General features: G+C 42.4%; 15 protein-coding genes. All 15 read right to left on the bottom strand.

Annotated features, from left to right (window positions below):
* Positions 1-195: 195 nt before the first annotated feature.
* The gene (gene dapA / locus DP73_RS08125) at positions 196-1,149 is read right to left on the bottom strand and encodes a 4-hydroxy-tetrahydrodipicolinate synthase (RefSeq protein WP_034598707.1); all 954 of its coding nucleotides are present in this window, start codon (positions 1,147-1,149) and stop codon (positions 196-198) included.
* A 35-nt stretch (positions 1,150-1,184) separates the two neighbouring features.
* The gene (dapG, locus tag DP73_RS08120) at positions 1,185-2,411 is read right to left on the bottom strand and encodes an aspartate kinase (protein WP_034598706.1); all 1,227 of its coding nucleotides are present in this window, start codon (positions 2,409-2,411) and stop codon (positions 1,185-1,187) included.
* Positions 2,412-2,641: 230 nt separating this feature from the next.
* On the bottom strand, positions 2,642-3,628 hold the full coding sequence (locus DP73_RS08115; protein ID WP_034598704.1) for an aspartate-semialdehyde dehydrogenase: 987 nt from the start codon (positions 3,626-3,628) through the stop codon (positions 2,642-2,644).
* An 87-nt stretch (positions 3,629-3,715) separates the two neighbouring features.
* Complete coding sequence (locus DP73_RS08110; RefSeq protein WP_034598701.1) at positions 3,716-4,309, bottom strand: dipicolinate synthase subunit B; 594 nt, start codon at positions 4,307-4,309, stop codon at positions 3,716-3,718.
* A gap of 3 nt (positions 4,310-4,312) precedes the next feature.
* Positions 4,313-5,230 carry a dipicolinate synthase subunit DpsA gene (dpsA, locus tag DP73_RS08105; protein ID WP_034598699.1) on the bottom strand — a complete coding sequence of 306 codons (918 nt, stop codon included), beginning with the start codon at positions 5,228-5,230 and terminating at the stop codon, positions 4,313-4,315.
* Between the two features lie 83 nt (positions 5,231-5,313).
* A complete protein-coding gene (gene dapB, locus DP73_RS08100; protein ID WP_034598697.1) occupies positions 5,314-6,117 on the bottom strand; it encodes a 4-hydroxy-tetrahydrodipicolinate reductase in 804 nt (267 codons plus the stop codon).
* A gap of 113 nt (positions 6,118-6,230) precedes the next feature.
* The gene (locus DP73_RS08095) at positions 6,231-6,494 is read right to left on the bottom strand and encodes a YlmC/YmxH family sporulation protein (RefSeq protein ID WP_034598696.1); all 264 of its coding nucleotides are present in this window, start codon (positions 6,492-6,494) and stop codon (positions 6,231-6,233) included.
* A 13-nt stretch (positions 6,495-6,507) separates the two neighbouring features.
* Positions 6,508-6,813, bottom strand: a complete 306-nt coding sequence (locus DP73_RS08090) for a hypothetical protein (protein WP_034598695.1) — start codon at positions 6,811-6,813, stop codon at positions 6,508-6,510.
* Positions 6,814-6,902: 89 nt separating this feature from the next.
* On the bottom strand, positions 6,903-7,355 hold the full coding sequence (gene dut / locus DP73_RS08085; protein ID WP_128751392.1) for a dUTP diphosphatase: 453 nt from the start codon (positions 7,353-7,355) through the stop codon (positions 6,903-6,905).
* Between the two features lie 77 nt (positions 7,356-7,432).
* Positions 7,433-8,701: a pitrilysin family protein gene (locus DP73_RS08080; protein WP_034598748.1), complete on the bottom strand. Its 1,269-nt coding sequence runs from the start codon at positions 8,699-8,701 to the stop codon at positions 7,433-7,435.
* A gap of 5 nt (positions 8,702-8,706) precedes the next feature.
* Positions 8,707-9,882 (bottom strand): D-alanyl-D-alanine carboxypeptidase family protein, encoded by a 1,176-nt coding sequence (locus DP73_RS08075; RefSeq protein ID WP_034598693.1) that lies wholly within the window; start codon positions 9,880-9,882, stop codon positions 8,707-8,709.
* Between the two features lie 24 nt (positions 9,883-9,906).
* The gene (locus tag DP73_RS08070) at positions 9,907-10,662 is read right to left on the bottom strand and encodes a polysaccharide deacetylase family protein (RefSeq protein WP_034598692.1); all 756 of its coding nucleotides are present in this window, start codon (positions 10,660-10,662) and stop codon (positions 9,907-9,909) included.
* Between the two features lie 78 nt (positions 10,663-10,740).
* A complete protein-coding gene (locus DP73_RS08065) occupies positions 10,741-12,888 on the bottom strand; it encodes a polyribonucleotide nucleotidyltransferase (protein ID WP_052090473.1) in 2,148 nt (715 codons plus the stop codon).
* Between the two features lie 215 nt (positions 12,889-13,103).
* Positions 13,104-13,373: a 30S ribosomal protein S15 gene (gene rpsO / locus DP73_RS08060; RefSeq protein ID WP_174278181.1), complete on the bottom strand. Its 270-nt coding sequence runs from the start codon at positions 13,371-13,373 to the stop codon at positions 13,104-13,106.
* Positions 13,374-13,504: 131 nt separating this feature from the next.
* Positions 13,505-14,434: a bifunctional riboflavin kinase/FAD synthetase gene (locus DP73_RS08055; protein ID WP_034598689.1), complete on the bottom strand. Its 930-nt coding sequence runs from the start codon at positions 14,432-14,434 to the stop codon at positions 13,505-13,507.

The raw sequence follows: 14,434 nt of genomic DNA, 5'->3' as shown, positions 1-14,434 counted from the left end.
ATCCTAAACTTATCTCTCAATAAGTCATCACCAGATTGGTGATGACTTATTCCGGTTACTCAAATTAGTTATATTAAGTTTATAAAGCTAATAAACCCCTGCATGCAGAGGTTTATTAGCTTTATAAACTTAATATTTTAAGGGTGCTGCCTAGCAGACCTTTTTATTTTAGTAATAAAGTAGTTACAAGACTAGCTAGACCACTGTATTTCCAGGCATATCAGAAGCGACTTTCAATTCTACGATCTCGACTTGTCTCTTATTATCGATTTTGAATTTTTTTGTAATCTTTAAGAGCTCTTCAAGAAATTTTAGCTCCTCTGGTGTAGCCTCAGCCAACGGTAACCGGACTCCCCCAGCTTTAATGCCAATCATGTTCATGAGCGCCTTAATCGGAACAGGGTTCGAAGTGACAAATATGCCTTTGAATACCGGGTAAAGCTCCAGGTGCCATTTTGTTGCCTGAGCAGTATCCCCAGCAAACCAAGCATCAATCATTGCCTTCATCTCATCCCCGACAATATGGGCGGCAACGCTAACAATTCCATTGCAACCTAAGGCTAGCATAGGTAATGTCATAGAGTCATCTCCGCTGTAAATTTCAAATTCCGGCGGTAAAAGTCTTTTGAGTTCACTGACTTGATCCAGAGAACCGGCTGCTTCTTTTAATGAAACTATGTTAGGAATTTCTGATAGCCTTTTAACCGTATCAGGCAGTAAATTTGCTGATGTTCTACTAGGCACATTATAGAGCATTAATGGTAATGGTGCGGCCTCTGCAATGGCTTTAAAGTGTTGAAACATTCCCTCTTGTGATGGTTTATTGTAGTAGGGTACAACAGCCATTAATCCATCTACACCTGTAGTCGCTGCCATACGGGCTAAGGAAACACTTGAACTTGTTGAATTTGACCCAACCCCTGCGATGACAGTTCCTCTTGTTCCTAGGGCCGCTTTGATAGTCTTAAAGAGCTCAATTTTTTCGTTATCGGTTATGGTTGGGGATTCTCCGGTCGTACCACATACCACTACCCCGTCGGATCCGTGGTCTATCAAGTACTGCGCTAGGCGAACAGCTTCTTGATAATCTACCTCCAATGCGTCATTCATGGGAGTCACCATGGCGGTCAAGATTCTAGCAAAAGACATCTTTCTCATCCTTTCTTCCCATTCCATTTAGCATACTATATGTCTAACTTAAACTTCTTGTGCAATGCTTGCACTGCAGTCACCATATCTCTTTGATGAACTAGTACCCAAATCGTTGTATGGGAATCGGCTGATTGCAGGATAGTGACACCTGCATCTGAAAGTGCCTCAACCATGTCAGACATAACACCAGGAACGCCGGCTATGCCAGCCCCAACGATAGATACTTTTGCACAACTAGGTACAACCTCTGTTTCAAAGTCCATATTTTGTAGTATTTGAACAGCTTTGGCAGCAACCTCATCTGATACAGTGTAGAGCACTGCTTCCGGCTGTACGCTGATAAAATCAACACTTATGTCAGCAAGGGCCATCGCTTTAAAGATTCGCTTATCAGTAAGCTGTTTGTTGGAAGCGTCCGTTGTCATTATCTTGAACTGAGTTACATTTGGTGTATGGGCAATTCCGGCGATGATTCGATCTGTAGTAATATCAGTTCCGACTTCTCGATCAGGATGCATATTAGTGACTAATGTCCCCGGAGCTTTGGAAAAGGTTGATTTGATTCTTAGAGGGATATTTCTTTGCATAGCAATTTCTACTGCCCGGGGATGAATAACTTTAGCGCCCTGATAGGCTAACTGACATATCTCGTTATAGGTGACTGTGTCCAAAATCCGGGCATCCTCTACGATCCTCGGATCTGCCGTCATAATCCCTTCGACATCAGTGTAGATATCAATAGATTCGGCGTTAAGGGCAACCCCCAAGGCTGAGGCAGTAGTGTCGCTTCCTCCTCTTCCGAGAGTAGTGATCTGACCACTTTCTGTCACACCTTGAAATCCGGTCACAACGACAACATATCCTCCTGCCAGTTGTTCTAATATCTCAGCTGGCTCTACTCGTACAATACGAGCATCGCCAAAGTCATTATTTGTAATGATTCCTGCTTGACCACCTGTCAAGAGAACTGCTTTTAGTCCTAGACTTTTTAATGTACTTACTAAGACTGTCCCGGAAATTACTTCCCCACAACTCATCAGAAGGTCGAGTTCCCGTTTGGGCAAATCCGGATGAATTCCTTTGACCATAGTTAGGAATGTATCAGTGGCATAGGGATCGCCTGAGCGCCCAATGGCTGAAACAACAACAACCGGAGAATACCCTTCATGAACAGCCTCTGACACAATAGACGCCACCTGAGCCCTTCGCTCATCTGTAGCAAGGGAGGTACCGCCAAATTTCTGAACAAGAATATGCACCTTCCAACCCCCCCTATTCGTGGTTCGATGTTCGATACCTTTAGTGAACCCACAAAAACCAACATTTTACTTTATTCACCTGGCATTCAACAGGAAATCTACTTTATCCTTGATTAGAATTCCAAACTTATAAAAGGCCTTAGCAGTTAGCTAATACCAGGCATTTCAAATTTAAATTATTTCTTAACAGAATACTTAATAATCTCTATCCATAGTCCTATGATCGACGATTAAAGCAGTTCTGCAATCTGAACAGCGTTTGTTGCTGCACCCTTACGAATTTGATCCCCAACAACCCACAGGTTAAATCCTTTATCAATCGAAAAGTCTTTGCGCAAGCGACCTACATAGACTTCGTCTTTATCAGAACTAAACCAAGGCATAGGATAGTGATCCTTACCGGGATCGTCGATTACAATGACGCCAGGTGCCTTGCTTAAAGCCTCTCTTATTTCAGAAACACTGACTAAGCGCTCTGTCTCAACGTTGATGGATTCAGAGTGGCTTCTAAAAACAGGTACTCGGACGGTTGTGGCAGTAATGGCCATGCTTGGCACATGGAATATCTTCTGCGTTTCTTTAACCATCTTCCATTCTTCCTTTGTATAGTCCCCCTCTTGAAAAACGTCAATGCGGGGAACTAGGTTAAAGGCAATCTGATGCGGGAAAATACTTGAGATAAGCTCCTCACCTTGAGACCAAGCTTTTACCTGGGCACCCAATTCCTCAATACCTTCTCGCCCGGCACCTGAAACAGCTTGATAAGTTGAAACAACTACTCGTTTAATTCCTGCTAGGTCAAAAATAGGCTTAAGTGCAACTGCCATTATAATTGTCGAGCAATTTGGGTTAGCAATAATCCCTTTGTGTAACTTTACATCTTCCGGATTAACTTCAGGAACAATAAGCGGCACTTCCGGGTCAAGTCTAAAAGCACTGCTATTATCAATAACCACTGCTCCACTTTCTACAGCAGAACGGGCATATTCCGTGCTAGCAGATCCACCAGCAAATAGAGCAACGTCTATCCCCTTAAAACTCTCGTGGGTAGTCTCCTGAACTTCAAGTTCCTGTCCCTGCCATGTAATTCGTTTCCCTGCAGAACGCTTGGAAGCTAACAACCTTAGTTCATCAACGGGGAAGTTCCTCTCTGCTAGAATTTTAAGAAACTCTTGTCCTACTGCACCTGTGGCACCAACTATTGCTACATTAGACATTACTTATGTTCCTCCTTATTATTGTCTGAAATAGGGTTTAGTCAGGTGCCCTTGAAGGCACCTGCCCATCCCTTTTATAGCGTTTGCTCACTTTCCAAGATAGTCCACTAATACCGGTTGTATTTGTTTTCCTGCATAAGCCATTAAAATCGTCTCTGGAATTTTATCCATATGTGCTACTAGAGAATTTGCTTTATCCACGGGATTATCTTGCCCAAACGGTACCAAGTAAACGTTTTTGGTAATTAATAAAGTTCCAATATTTCGAGCATTTAATCCTAGCCCATCGTTACTAGAAATCGCTAAAACAACGGGCCTTTGATTACGAAGATGAGATTTAGCAGCCATTAATACCGGAGTGTCGATGATTCCGTTAGCAAGCTTAGCCAGGGTATTTCCGGTACATGGTGCTATTACTACACAATCGAACATTTTCTTGGGTCCAATCGGCTCGGCCTGAGGTATTGTATGAATAATCTCTTTTTGCGTAATTTGCCGGAATTGTAGTTTCCAATCCTCAGCTTTGCCAAAACGAGTATCCATACTTTCAACTGAATAAGAGATAATCGGTGTGACCTCAGCTCCCTCATCAACTAACCCTTTCATTATTTGGGTAACCTCATGTATGGTACAGTGTGATCCTGTAATAGCAAACCCAATTTTCAACCCTTCAAACTTCATCCCTTACACCTCCACTTTACAAGTAGTGTTAATTGTGGTCAAGTGACGAAGAATAAGTTGCGGGTAGATATGGGCAAGAATCCTTCCAGCTGTTTTTGGGGCTACAATGCCTGGGAGGCCTGGCGCGAGCTGAGCTTTAATACCTAGCATTTGCGCATATTCAAAATCTGTTCCACCCGGGATTGAGGCCAAATCAACGATTACCGCATCTCGAGAAACCTTTTCCAGCATCATTCGATCTAAAACTTGATGAGGTACAGTGTTGAAAATTATTTCTGCCCGACCGATCTCATCCTCTAGATTCGCAAAATGCAGTGCCTGAAGCCCCATTTCCTCAGCTCGTGCTATGTCCGAAGGTTTGCGGGCAACTCCAGTAACATGCGCTCCAATTCCTCCCAACATTCTTGCTAAAGTCCAACCACAGCGTCCTAATCCTAAGACAAAGCTTTGACTGCCATGGATTGTGATCTTAGTTGCTTCCATCGCCATTTGAATAGCGCCTTCTGCTGATGGTATAGAATTGAGGATCGCCAGTTCATCTAACTTGGCAGTCTCAAGCAACTGAATTCCTAAATTCTCTGCTGCAGACTTTAGAGCCGGCCTTGCATAACCAATAACCAGTGGTACATTTCTTGGAATAGATTCGAGTACTTTTTTGTTTAAGACAATTGGTCTATCCGAGTATTTAGCTTTGACTACCCCACGTTCATCGGTTCCGAACATTGGAAAAAGCAATACATCCACTTTGCTTACAGCATCCTCCAAAGATGTTGCAAGCACCATTTCTGAATTGGGAGAAGCTTTTTCGAATCCGACCCCGATTATGTAGGCTCCTTGTTTCTGTAATTCGGATATTAGATAGAGCTCCCGGTCATCTCCCCCGACTACAGCAAAACGAATTCCTTTAAAACCCGCACTCATTTTTATGCCCCCTTTGAGACAGTGTCCCATGACTACTATCCATTATATGAGGGTATGCAGGCTGCGGTTACGCAGAAATACATCTAATCGAGGAAATTATCCAGCCCAATTATTAGCTCTGTCAGTTCGTAAGATTTTCTTATACTTAAGATAATCCCCGGCATATAGGTTTCTCTGGAGAATGCATCATGTCTGATTGTTAACGACTGACCAAGTCCTCCAAAGAGGACTTCTTGGTGAGCAATCAAACCAGGCAAACGCACTGAATGAATATGGATTCCTCCTAGGTCAGCGCCCCGAGCCCCTGGGATTTTTTCATACTCATTGGGATGTCCTTGAACCATAGGTTCACGCACTTCTAAAATCCCTTCTGCTGTTTTTAAAGCAGTCCCGGAGGGAGCATCTAATTTTTGATCATGATGCAGCTCAATTATATCAACATGCGGGAAATATTTAGCAGATTCTTTGGCAAACCTCATCATCAGTATTGCTCCTATAGAAAAATTCGGGGCTAAAAAAGCTCCCACATTTTCTTTCTCTACTAGAACACGTATTTCACTGATCTCTGCTTCATCCAAGCCTGTAGTACCAATAACGGGAACTACTCCTGCCAGAATTGCTGTTTTGGAATTCTTTAGAACTGATTGGGGATTTGTGAAATCCACTAATACATCTGCCTTCGCAGAACGTAAAGTATCAATATCTAACGGTCCGGTAATATCTACTCCAACCCTTTGAGTGCCCACAACAAACCCAACATCCATTCCTTGATGTCGTGTATCAGAAGCCCCTACTAGCAGGAGATCATCTTCTTTTAAAATCGAACGGATCACTTCTTGACCCATTTTCCCACATGCTCCTGCAACATAAATACGAATTTTTTTCAACGGTACCCCTCCTGCGCTGATAAGGCAAAAACCCCGTTGCTAAAACGCAATGCGGGGTTAAAGCTTTTCCATACATTTTATTGGGTATGTGCTCCTTTTGTCAAATTGAATTTTCAGCGAACTCTTTCTGATCTGTTGTTTAATTCAACTATAATGACCTCTGAGCCCACTTTTTTAACAGTTTGCCAGGGAATTACCAGATGTTCACGATCCCCTTTAGAACCCCAAAAGCCTGAAAAGCCTCCTCGGGAAGTTAGGATAATTGCCTCTACTGATCCGTTAAAGGAAATATCTAGATCTGCATCTCCCACCAATCCTAGTTTTGCTCCATCATAGAGATTAATAATTTCTTTTCCGGCCAGATCACTTAAAAGCATTCTATCCTCTCCTCTACTTTCGTAATCTTACCCAGGCTCTTATTGCAAATGGCTGTAAAATAGCAAGTAATAACGAAATTACTGCTAAAGGCTCAACAAAAAAAACTGAATTATAGAACAAGTCTTCAGGTATCTTCAAAAATGAAAACAATAGCTCTAAAGAGAGATAAATCCCCCCTGCAGTTCCGACCAATTGGCTCAAGGCCCCAGCAAGTAAGTTTGAGGAACTTTCAGTCGATCGCCACATCATTCTGTATTTTCGTTCACGTACTGAAACTACAAGGCCTAGAATTAAAACTATAGCTCCAAGGGCTTCCATATCTAATCCCCCTCATGGGGATTCTATGAATAGACAAACATTATTAGAACAACCAGGAAGGTTTTTAATTGATATAATCCTGATAACCTTTACACCCCTGTTGAACCGAAGCCACCTACTCCTCTAGCGGTTTCTTCTAGTTCATTCACTTCCTCAAAAATGGCCCTAAAAATTGGCATGAAGATCATTTGAGCTATACGATCCCCGGGTTTGACGGCTAGAGGCTCATTCCCAAGGTTTTGCATTAAGACCTGAATCTCACCCCGATAATCGGCATCTATAACTCCTACTCCATTAGTTAAACCAATTCCGTAACGGCTGGCTAAACCACTTCTAGCAAATACCAATGCGACAATATGTGCTCCTGGAAGTTCAATAGCTAAACCTGTGGGAATTTTAAGATTCTCGCCAGGTTTTAACACTATTGTTTCCTTTAAATCTGCACACAAATCAACCCCTGCCGAAGCAGCGGTTGCGTAATGTGGAATATTCAGCGAGTTTTCGCTTACCTTTTTTATTTTTACAGTTATTGAGCTTGTCACTGAAAGACCCCCCGATTCGATATTCGTGGTTCGTTGTTCGTAGTTCGACAATGTACCACGATCCTCGAACCACGATTTTATTGCCATCCTGATTGCTTCAACAAGTCCGGTAATACAACATCGTGGCCGGATGGCCCCATCGTCATAATACTTATATTTTCCTTTTTCCACAGTCGCCCAATCACTCGTAAGACATCCTCAAGGGTGACCTTTTCAAGCTTCTCAACGACTTCCTCAGGAGATAACACGCGATTATAAGTTAGTTCTGTCTTACCCAAGCGACTCATCCGGCTACTGACTGCTTCTAATCCCAGGTACAAGCCACCTTTGATTTGCGCTTTTGTTCTTGCTAATTCTTCAGCACTAATTCCTTTTTCTTTCATTTCCATCAATTCTTCGAGAATACAGGCAATTACTTCCTGAGTATTTTTAGGACTTGTACCTGCATAAACAGCAAATAATCCGGTGTCGACATAGGTTGAGTGGTACGAATACACGGAATAAGCCAATCCTCGTTGTTCACGTATCTCTTGGAATAAGCGAGAGCTCAATCCACCACCTAAAATGTTATTGAATATATGCATTGCATAGATGTCTTCATCATCTTGACCTAAACCCGGCACACCCATGATGATATGCATCTGTTCAGTTTCTTTCTTTTGATAAAATCCAATCGTCCGACCTATGGGAGTTTCTTCGAGTACCCTCCGCCCGCCTCGATTAAAATTGCCAAATTGGGGAGACAGCTTAGCAACAACATCCTCATGCTTAATTTTTCCGGCAACAGAAATTACAAGATTATCAGGGGAATAGTGCTCAGTAAGGAACTGCATAATTTTCTCTCGGCTTAAAGCTCTAATACTCTCTTCCGTTCCCAAAATTGGTTTCCCAAGTGGATGATCATTCCATACTTGCTCGGAAAAAACATCATGAATTAATTCATCTGGAGAGTCTTCATACATTTTTATTTCTTCAATGACAACATTTTTTTCTTTCTCAATCTCTTTTTCATCGAAAAGGGACGAGAAAAACATATCACTCAAGACATCTATAGCCAGATCCAGATCCTCATCAAGTATTTTGGCATAGTAACAAGTATATTCTTTGGTTGTAAAGGCATTCAATTGCCCACCGACAGCTTCAAGGGATTCCGCTAAAGCTCGAGCAGTTCGATGTTCAGTTCCCTTAAAAAACATATGCTCAATAAAGTGAGAAATCCCCTCAAATCCTTCACGCTCATCCCGTGAGCCGGCTCCTACCCACATTCCTATAGCTGCGGAACGAACATGGTCAATTTCCTCTGTAATGATCCTAACACCGTTAGGCAGCAACGTCTTTTTATACAATAAATTCACTCCCTCTTACTTCCTTCTAAAGTAAAGGAAATAATCGTCTTAAGGAACGATTTTTCTTCGACTTCATTTTCACTGATTAGAGGAACGCTGTTCAGTTTTTTTTCCCCCATCCAAACCTCTAGACGACCTAACCGCTCCCCTGCACCAATGGGTAGATTTGTTGGTTTTTCCCATTCGATACGCTTTTCCAGCTTCTTACGATCAGCCTTTTTAACGCTTACATCGAGGGGATCAGTTGATAATACTTGAACGGGCTTTGTAATATGTTCAAATTTTCCAATCACCTCTCCTGCAGCCGCTAGCCGAACAGTTTCAGTGTATTGAAAACCCCATTCCAAAAGCTTCTTGGCATCACCGAATCGATCAGGTGCATTGAGAACAACAACTAAAAGTTGGCGTCCCTCCTTGGTGGCAGAAGCCACCAAACATTTGCCGGCTGCCGTAGTTGTTCCAGTTTTAATACCATCTGCATAGGGATAGTTCCATAGCAATTTATTGGTGTTCCTAACGTCCATGAAAACGTCTGGCTCAATGAAGTGTATTTCGGTCTCTTTTAGCCGAGTAATTGATACAAATTGTGGAATCTGCAAACCATACCTAGCCATTAACGCCAAGTCATAAGCTGTTGAATAATGCTCTTTTCGAGGTAAACCGTTGGTGTTAACAAAATGTGTATTTTGGGCACCCAAGGCCAGAGCCTTTCGATTCATTAATTCTACAAACTGTTCTTCACTTCCGGCAATATGTTCAGCAATTGCTACACAAGCATCATTCCCAGAACGAACTAAGGCCCCTGTTATTAGTTCATAGAGGGCGATTTTTTCCCCGGGATCCAGGTAAATAGTCGATTCACCAACAGCTGCCGCTTTATCACTTACTGTTACAATTTCATCAGGTCGACCCAGTTCAAAGCCTAAAATTGCTGTCATGATTTTTGTAGTGCTAGCTGGAGGACGTTGTTTATCCGCTTTTTTGCTAAAAAGAATATCCCCTGTAGCCACATCCATCAGTACTGCAGCATCGGCGGTCACTCCCGGGTCGGCACCCTCTGCAGGTTTATTTGCAGACTTCTTTACCGGAGCACCGAAGACAGGTCCAGCCAGTAAAAAGCAAATACCTATAACACAAAGAATAACGCAGTATAAAGCCTGCGTCCGCTTTAGCCTAGTCATTTAACCACCTCAACTTTTATTATTTCATGAGGTAGTATCTCCGCTCTGGTCACATGTTATTAGCTCATCAAGAGTTTGGAAAATATAACCCTGTTTGGCCAGTTGTTCGAGAATGACAGGCAAGGCTTTTACTGTATTAGCTTTAGGATGCATTAAAACAATGGCACCTGACTTGTTAGGCTTAATTCCAAATCTTATGGCTGGATTAATAATCCTGTTTGCAATTATTTCCGGCGTACTGTCAGGCCTCCAATCAACAGTATCCAACGTCCAAAGGATTGTCTTATAATCCAAGTCATGGGCGGCTCTGAGTCCGGACGCTCCCTTCTCACCATAAGGAGGAGCATACAAGTGAGTCTTTTTTCCAATAATTCCTTCGATGATACTCTCCGTTTTTTTGATTTCTTCTTGGTTTGAACCTACTGAAAGCTGATCCGGATGAGGATGAGAATATCCATGGTTTTCTATTTGATGCCCTCTGTTATAGATTTCTTTCAGCAAATCCGGATTTTTCTTAGCCCATCGACCAGTTACGAAAAAAGTTACCTGAGCCTTGTTGTTCTCTAATTCATCTAAGATTGCCGGAATAAATTCTTCTCCCCAGTCAACATTAATCGTTAAAGCCATGAGTTTCTGATCCGTCTTGATTTGGTCAATAGGCTTAGGAACTGGTGTATTTGAGGCTACAACCCAACGCCCAGCAACAATCCCAGCAATCAATAGAAAGAAAATCCCGCCAAACGAGAGCATTCGTCGCGAGATTTTTAAGTTAATGAACATATGCGTCCCCCCCTCTTTAACATTTATGCAAGTGGAGGGACTCACAGACTGATCATCGTTGATTATTTGGTTATGTTATTAAGATTTTTGAGGGGCTGGATTTTCTTTACGGGGCATTGCTTCTTTACGAGATAGATTTAATCTGCCTTGCTTATCAATTGCAGTAGCTTTAACTGTAATTTCATCTCCAACTTTTACAACATCTTCCACTTTTTCGACACGTTCATGAGCCAATTGAGAAATATGAACTAGCCCTTCTTTGCCAGTGAGCCCTAAAACTCCTGGGATGACCTCAACAAATGCGCCAAAATCCATAACCCTTGTGACTTTACCTTGATACACCTTACCTACTTCAACTTCTTGGGTTAGGGCCTGAATTATTTTCAAGGCTCTCTCTCCGCCATCGCCGCCAACTGAAGATATGAAGACTCGTCCATCATCCTCGATATCGATTTTGACATCTGTTTCTTCAACGATTTTCTTGATCGTTTTTCCTCCGGGTCCAATAACCTCACGAATCTTATCCGGATGAATCGTCGCGGTAATAATTCTTGGTGCGTAAGCAGAAAGCTGTGGGCGTGGCTTATCCATAACAGCCAGCATCTTATCAAGAATATGAAGGCGCCCAGCTTTAGCTTGAGTTAAGGCTTTTAAAAGGATTTCTCTTGACACACCCATAATCTTAATATCCATCTGCAAAGCGGTTACCCCTTTGCTTGTTCCAGCAACTTTAAAATCCATGTCTCCAAAATGATCCTCTAAACCCTGGATATCTGTGAGTATCGCAATTTGATCATCTTCCTTAATAAGGCCCATTGCAATACCTGCTACAGGTGCCGAAATAGGAACACCGGCATCCATTAATGACAGAGTACTACCGCATACGGAAGCCATAGAACTTGACCCATTAGATTCTAGAACCTCTGAAACCAAACGAATCGTGTAAGGGAAATCATCCTCGTTAGGAAGCACCGGAACTAAAGCACGCTCTGCTAATGCACCATGACCAATTTCTCTTCGTCCAGGTCCGCGCATAGGCCTAGTCTCCCCAACACTATAAGGGGGGAAATTATAGTGATGAATGTACCTCTTTGATCTTTCTAAACCCAGACCATCGAGAATTTGCTCATCTCTAGCCGCACCTAGGGTTGCCACTGTTAACACTTGAGTTTGTCCACGTGTAAAGAGGCCTGTCCCATGTGTACGGGGTAAAATACCTACTTCGACACTAATTGGGCGAACTTCATCCACCGCTCGACCATCCGGCCTGATTTGCTCATGGGTAATCAATTTTCGGACAATCTGATGTACAATGTCCTCTAGAATATTTGAGATTGCCTTTGAATCCTCAGGGAACTCTGCTTCAAGATGGCCTAGAGTTTCAGCTTTAACTCCGTCAATTGCATTCTCTCTAGCTTTCTTCTCTTCTACTCGTACAGCCTGATCTAATTTATCGTAAGCAAAGTCGCGTACAGCCTGGACAAGGTTTTCAGGGTAACCCACTATTGTCACTTGAAGTTTTTCTTTTGCCAACCCCATATTAAAAGCTTCTTCTCGATAGCCTTCAATGAACTTGGCAATTTTTTTAATCTCTTCGTGCCCAAACATAATGGCATCCAGGATCTTATCTTCTGGTACTTCATGGGCACTAGCTTCTACCATCATAATTGCTTCTTGCGTCCCTGCAACTGTAATATGCATTTGGCTTTTAGCGCCCTGTTCAATGGTAGGATTAATAATATATTCATCATCCACAAGTCCAACTGTAACTGCTGCAATAGGACCTTCGAAGGGAATGTTTGATATGGCTAAAGCTGCAGACGCAGCATTTATTGCAGTAATATCTGTTGCACAATCTTGATCTACTGACATTACAGTTGCAACAACTTGAACCTCATTACGAAATCCTTGTGGAAACAACGGACGAATAGGTCTGTCAATTAAACGAGCTGAGAGGGTTGCCTTCTCACTTGCTCTTCCTTCACGTTTAATGAATCCGCCCGGGATTTTTCCTGCGGCATACATCCGTTCTTCAAACTCAACTGTCAAGGGGAAAAAATCAATTCCTTCACGAGCTACAGCACTGCAAGTTGCAAATCCAGTCACAACTGTATCTCCATAACGAAGAAATATGGCACCTCCCGCTTGCTTACCAAGTTTCCCAGTCTGGAAGGTCATAGTTCTTCCACCTACCGAGAGTGACCTTTCTAATATTTCCTGTTTCACAATGGAACCTCCTTAAATCTATTCAAATCCTTTTTAACTTGTTTTCTCTTCGACATATTATTATTATTTCCTGCAATTTGCAGAAATAAAACTATCTAACTTAATTTTCGTGGGAGTGTGTAGTGGGGACGGTCCTTTTAACACACATTATGTGTGTTAAAAGGACCGTCCCCACTACACAAAAAGAAGCGGATCCCATAGATCCGCCTCTCTCATTACTTCCGCAAGCCAAGTTCAGTAATAATAGTACGATAACGATCAAAGTTACCATTCTTTAGATAGTTTAATAAAGCACGTCTCGATCCAACCATTTTTAATAGCCCACGACGGGAGTGATGGTCTTTTTTATGAGTCTTAAAGTGCTCTGTTAAATAGGTAATCCGCTCGGTAAGAAGGGCAATCTGTACTTCCGGCGACCCTGTGTCCCCTTCGTGTTGGGCAAACTTTGTAATAATCTCTTGCTTTCTCTCAGGTGTCATCATAATTAAATTCCTCCATTTTTTCAATCCCGACTGCCCAGGTTTACGTTGGAGTCTCGCTAAGCCGAGTCAGTGGGTCTATTAGTATCTAAAGTAGTATACATTGTAATTTAGGTTTTGTAAAGTTTTGCTCATAGTTAACGATCTCTAGTTTGATTCAAAACGGCCTTAGCAGTTGAACAATCCTTGTCCAGCTGTTTTAAAAGTTCATTAACTCCATCAAACTTCCGTTCATCACGTAAACGCTCTTCTATGAACACAGTGATCTCCTTCTCATATAGATTACCATCATAATCAAAGAAATGGACTTCGACCACCGTATCATACATTTCATGAAAGGTTGGTTTCATTCCAATATTCATCATTCCTAAGACACGTCTTCCATCTATTAAGCTCCAAATAGCGTAGACTCCCCGCTTAGGAATTAAAAAATCATCAGAAGTAAGTATGTTAGCTGTAGGATAACCCAGTGCCCTCCCACGCTCTTCCCCATGTATAACTGTACCACGCAGGCAAGGCAAATGCCCCAGAAGAGAGCTGGCCAGTTGAATATCCCCTTGCTGTAGTGCTTTACGAATACTACTGGAAGATATCACGCGACCATCCTTTGTCTGGGCCTGGAGTACACTGACTCCGAATCCATGCTTCTGCCCTAAGGCTTGGAGCAACTCGGGATTCCCTTTGCCTTGAGCACCAAAAGAATAGTTAAAACCAACCACTACGTGCACAACCCCTAGGGGTAAAAGGATTTTCTCCACAAACTCTTCTGGTGAAGTATTCGCCATTTCTAAGGTAAAAGGCAGATGGTAAACAGTATGGACTCCCAGTTCCTCCATATACTGCAAACGCTCTTGAGTACTAGACAATAACTTTACTCCTCTTTCAGGAAACAATACCTTCAAAGGATGAGGTTCAAAGATTAAGACGTCCAGCCCCACGCCTAAAACTACCGCCTGTTCAAATCCATGCAAGAGTAATTTACGATGGCCTAGATGTACTCCATCAAAATTACCTAATGCTAAGACACAGGGCTCTCTTTCCATAGGCAGACTTGTTCGAACTTGCAC

It is taken from the genome of Desulfosporosinus sp. HMP52 (assembly GCF_000765145.1).
Taxonomy (GTDB): Bacteria; Bacillota; Desulfitobacteriia; order Desulfitobacteriales; family Desulfitobacteriaceae; genus Desulfosporosinus.
The sequence above is the reverse complement of the archived record's forward strand: the minus strand, read 5'-3'. Positions and strand labels throughout refer to the sequence as shown.

What these genes read in the sequence shown, in the direction of transcription:
- dpsA (WP_034598699.1), bottom strand. Translation starts at nt 5,230, where the DNA reads ATGAGTGCGGGTTTTAAAGGAATTCGTTTTGCTGTAGTCGGGGGAGAT.
- DP73_RS08075 (WP_034598693.1), bottom strand. Translation starts at nt 9,882, where the DNA reads ATGACTAGGCTAAAGCGGACGCAGGCTTTATACTGCGTTATTCTTTGT.
- DP73_RS08095 (WP_034598696.1), bottom strand. Translation starts at nt 6,494, where the DNA reads ATGCTTTTAAGTGATCTGGCCGGAAAAGAAATTATTAATCTCTATGAT.
- DP73_RS08110 (WP_034598701.1), bottom strand. Translation starts at nt 4,309, where the DNA reads ATGAAGTTTGAAGGGTTGAAAATTGGGTTTGCTATTACAGGATCACAC.
- dapA (WP_034598707.1), bottom strand. Translation starts at nt 1,149, where the DNA reads ATGTCTTTTGCTAGAATCTTGACCGCCATGGTGACTCCCATGAATGAC.
- DP73_RS08115 (WP_034598704.1), bottom strand. Translation starts at nt 3,628, where the DNA reads ATGTCTAATGTAGCAATAGTTGGTGCCACAGGTGCAGTAGGACAAGAG.
- DP73_RS08090 (WP_034598695.1), bottom strand. Translation starts at nt 6,813, where the DNA reads ATGGAAGCCCTTGGAGCTATAGTTTTAATTCTAGGCCTTGTAGTTTCA.
- DP73_RS08070 (WP_034598692.1), bottom strand. Translation starts at nt 10,662, where the DNA reads ATGTTCATTAACTTAAAAATCTCGCGACGAATGCTCTCGTTTGGCGGG.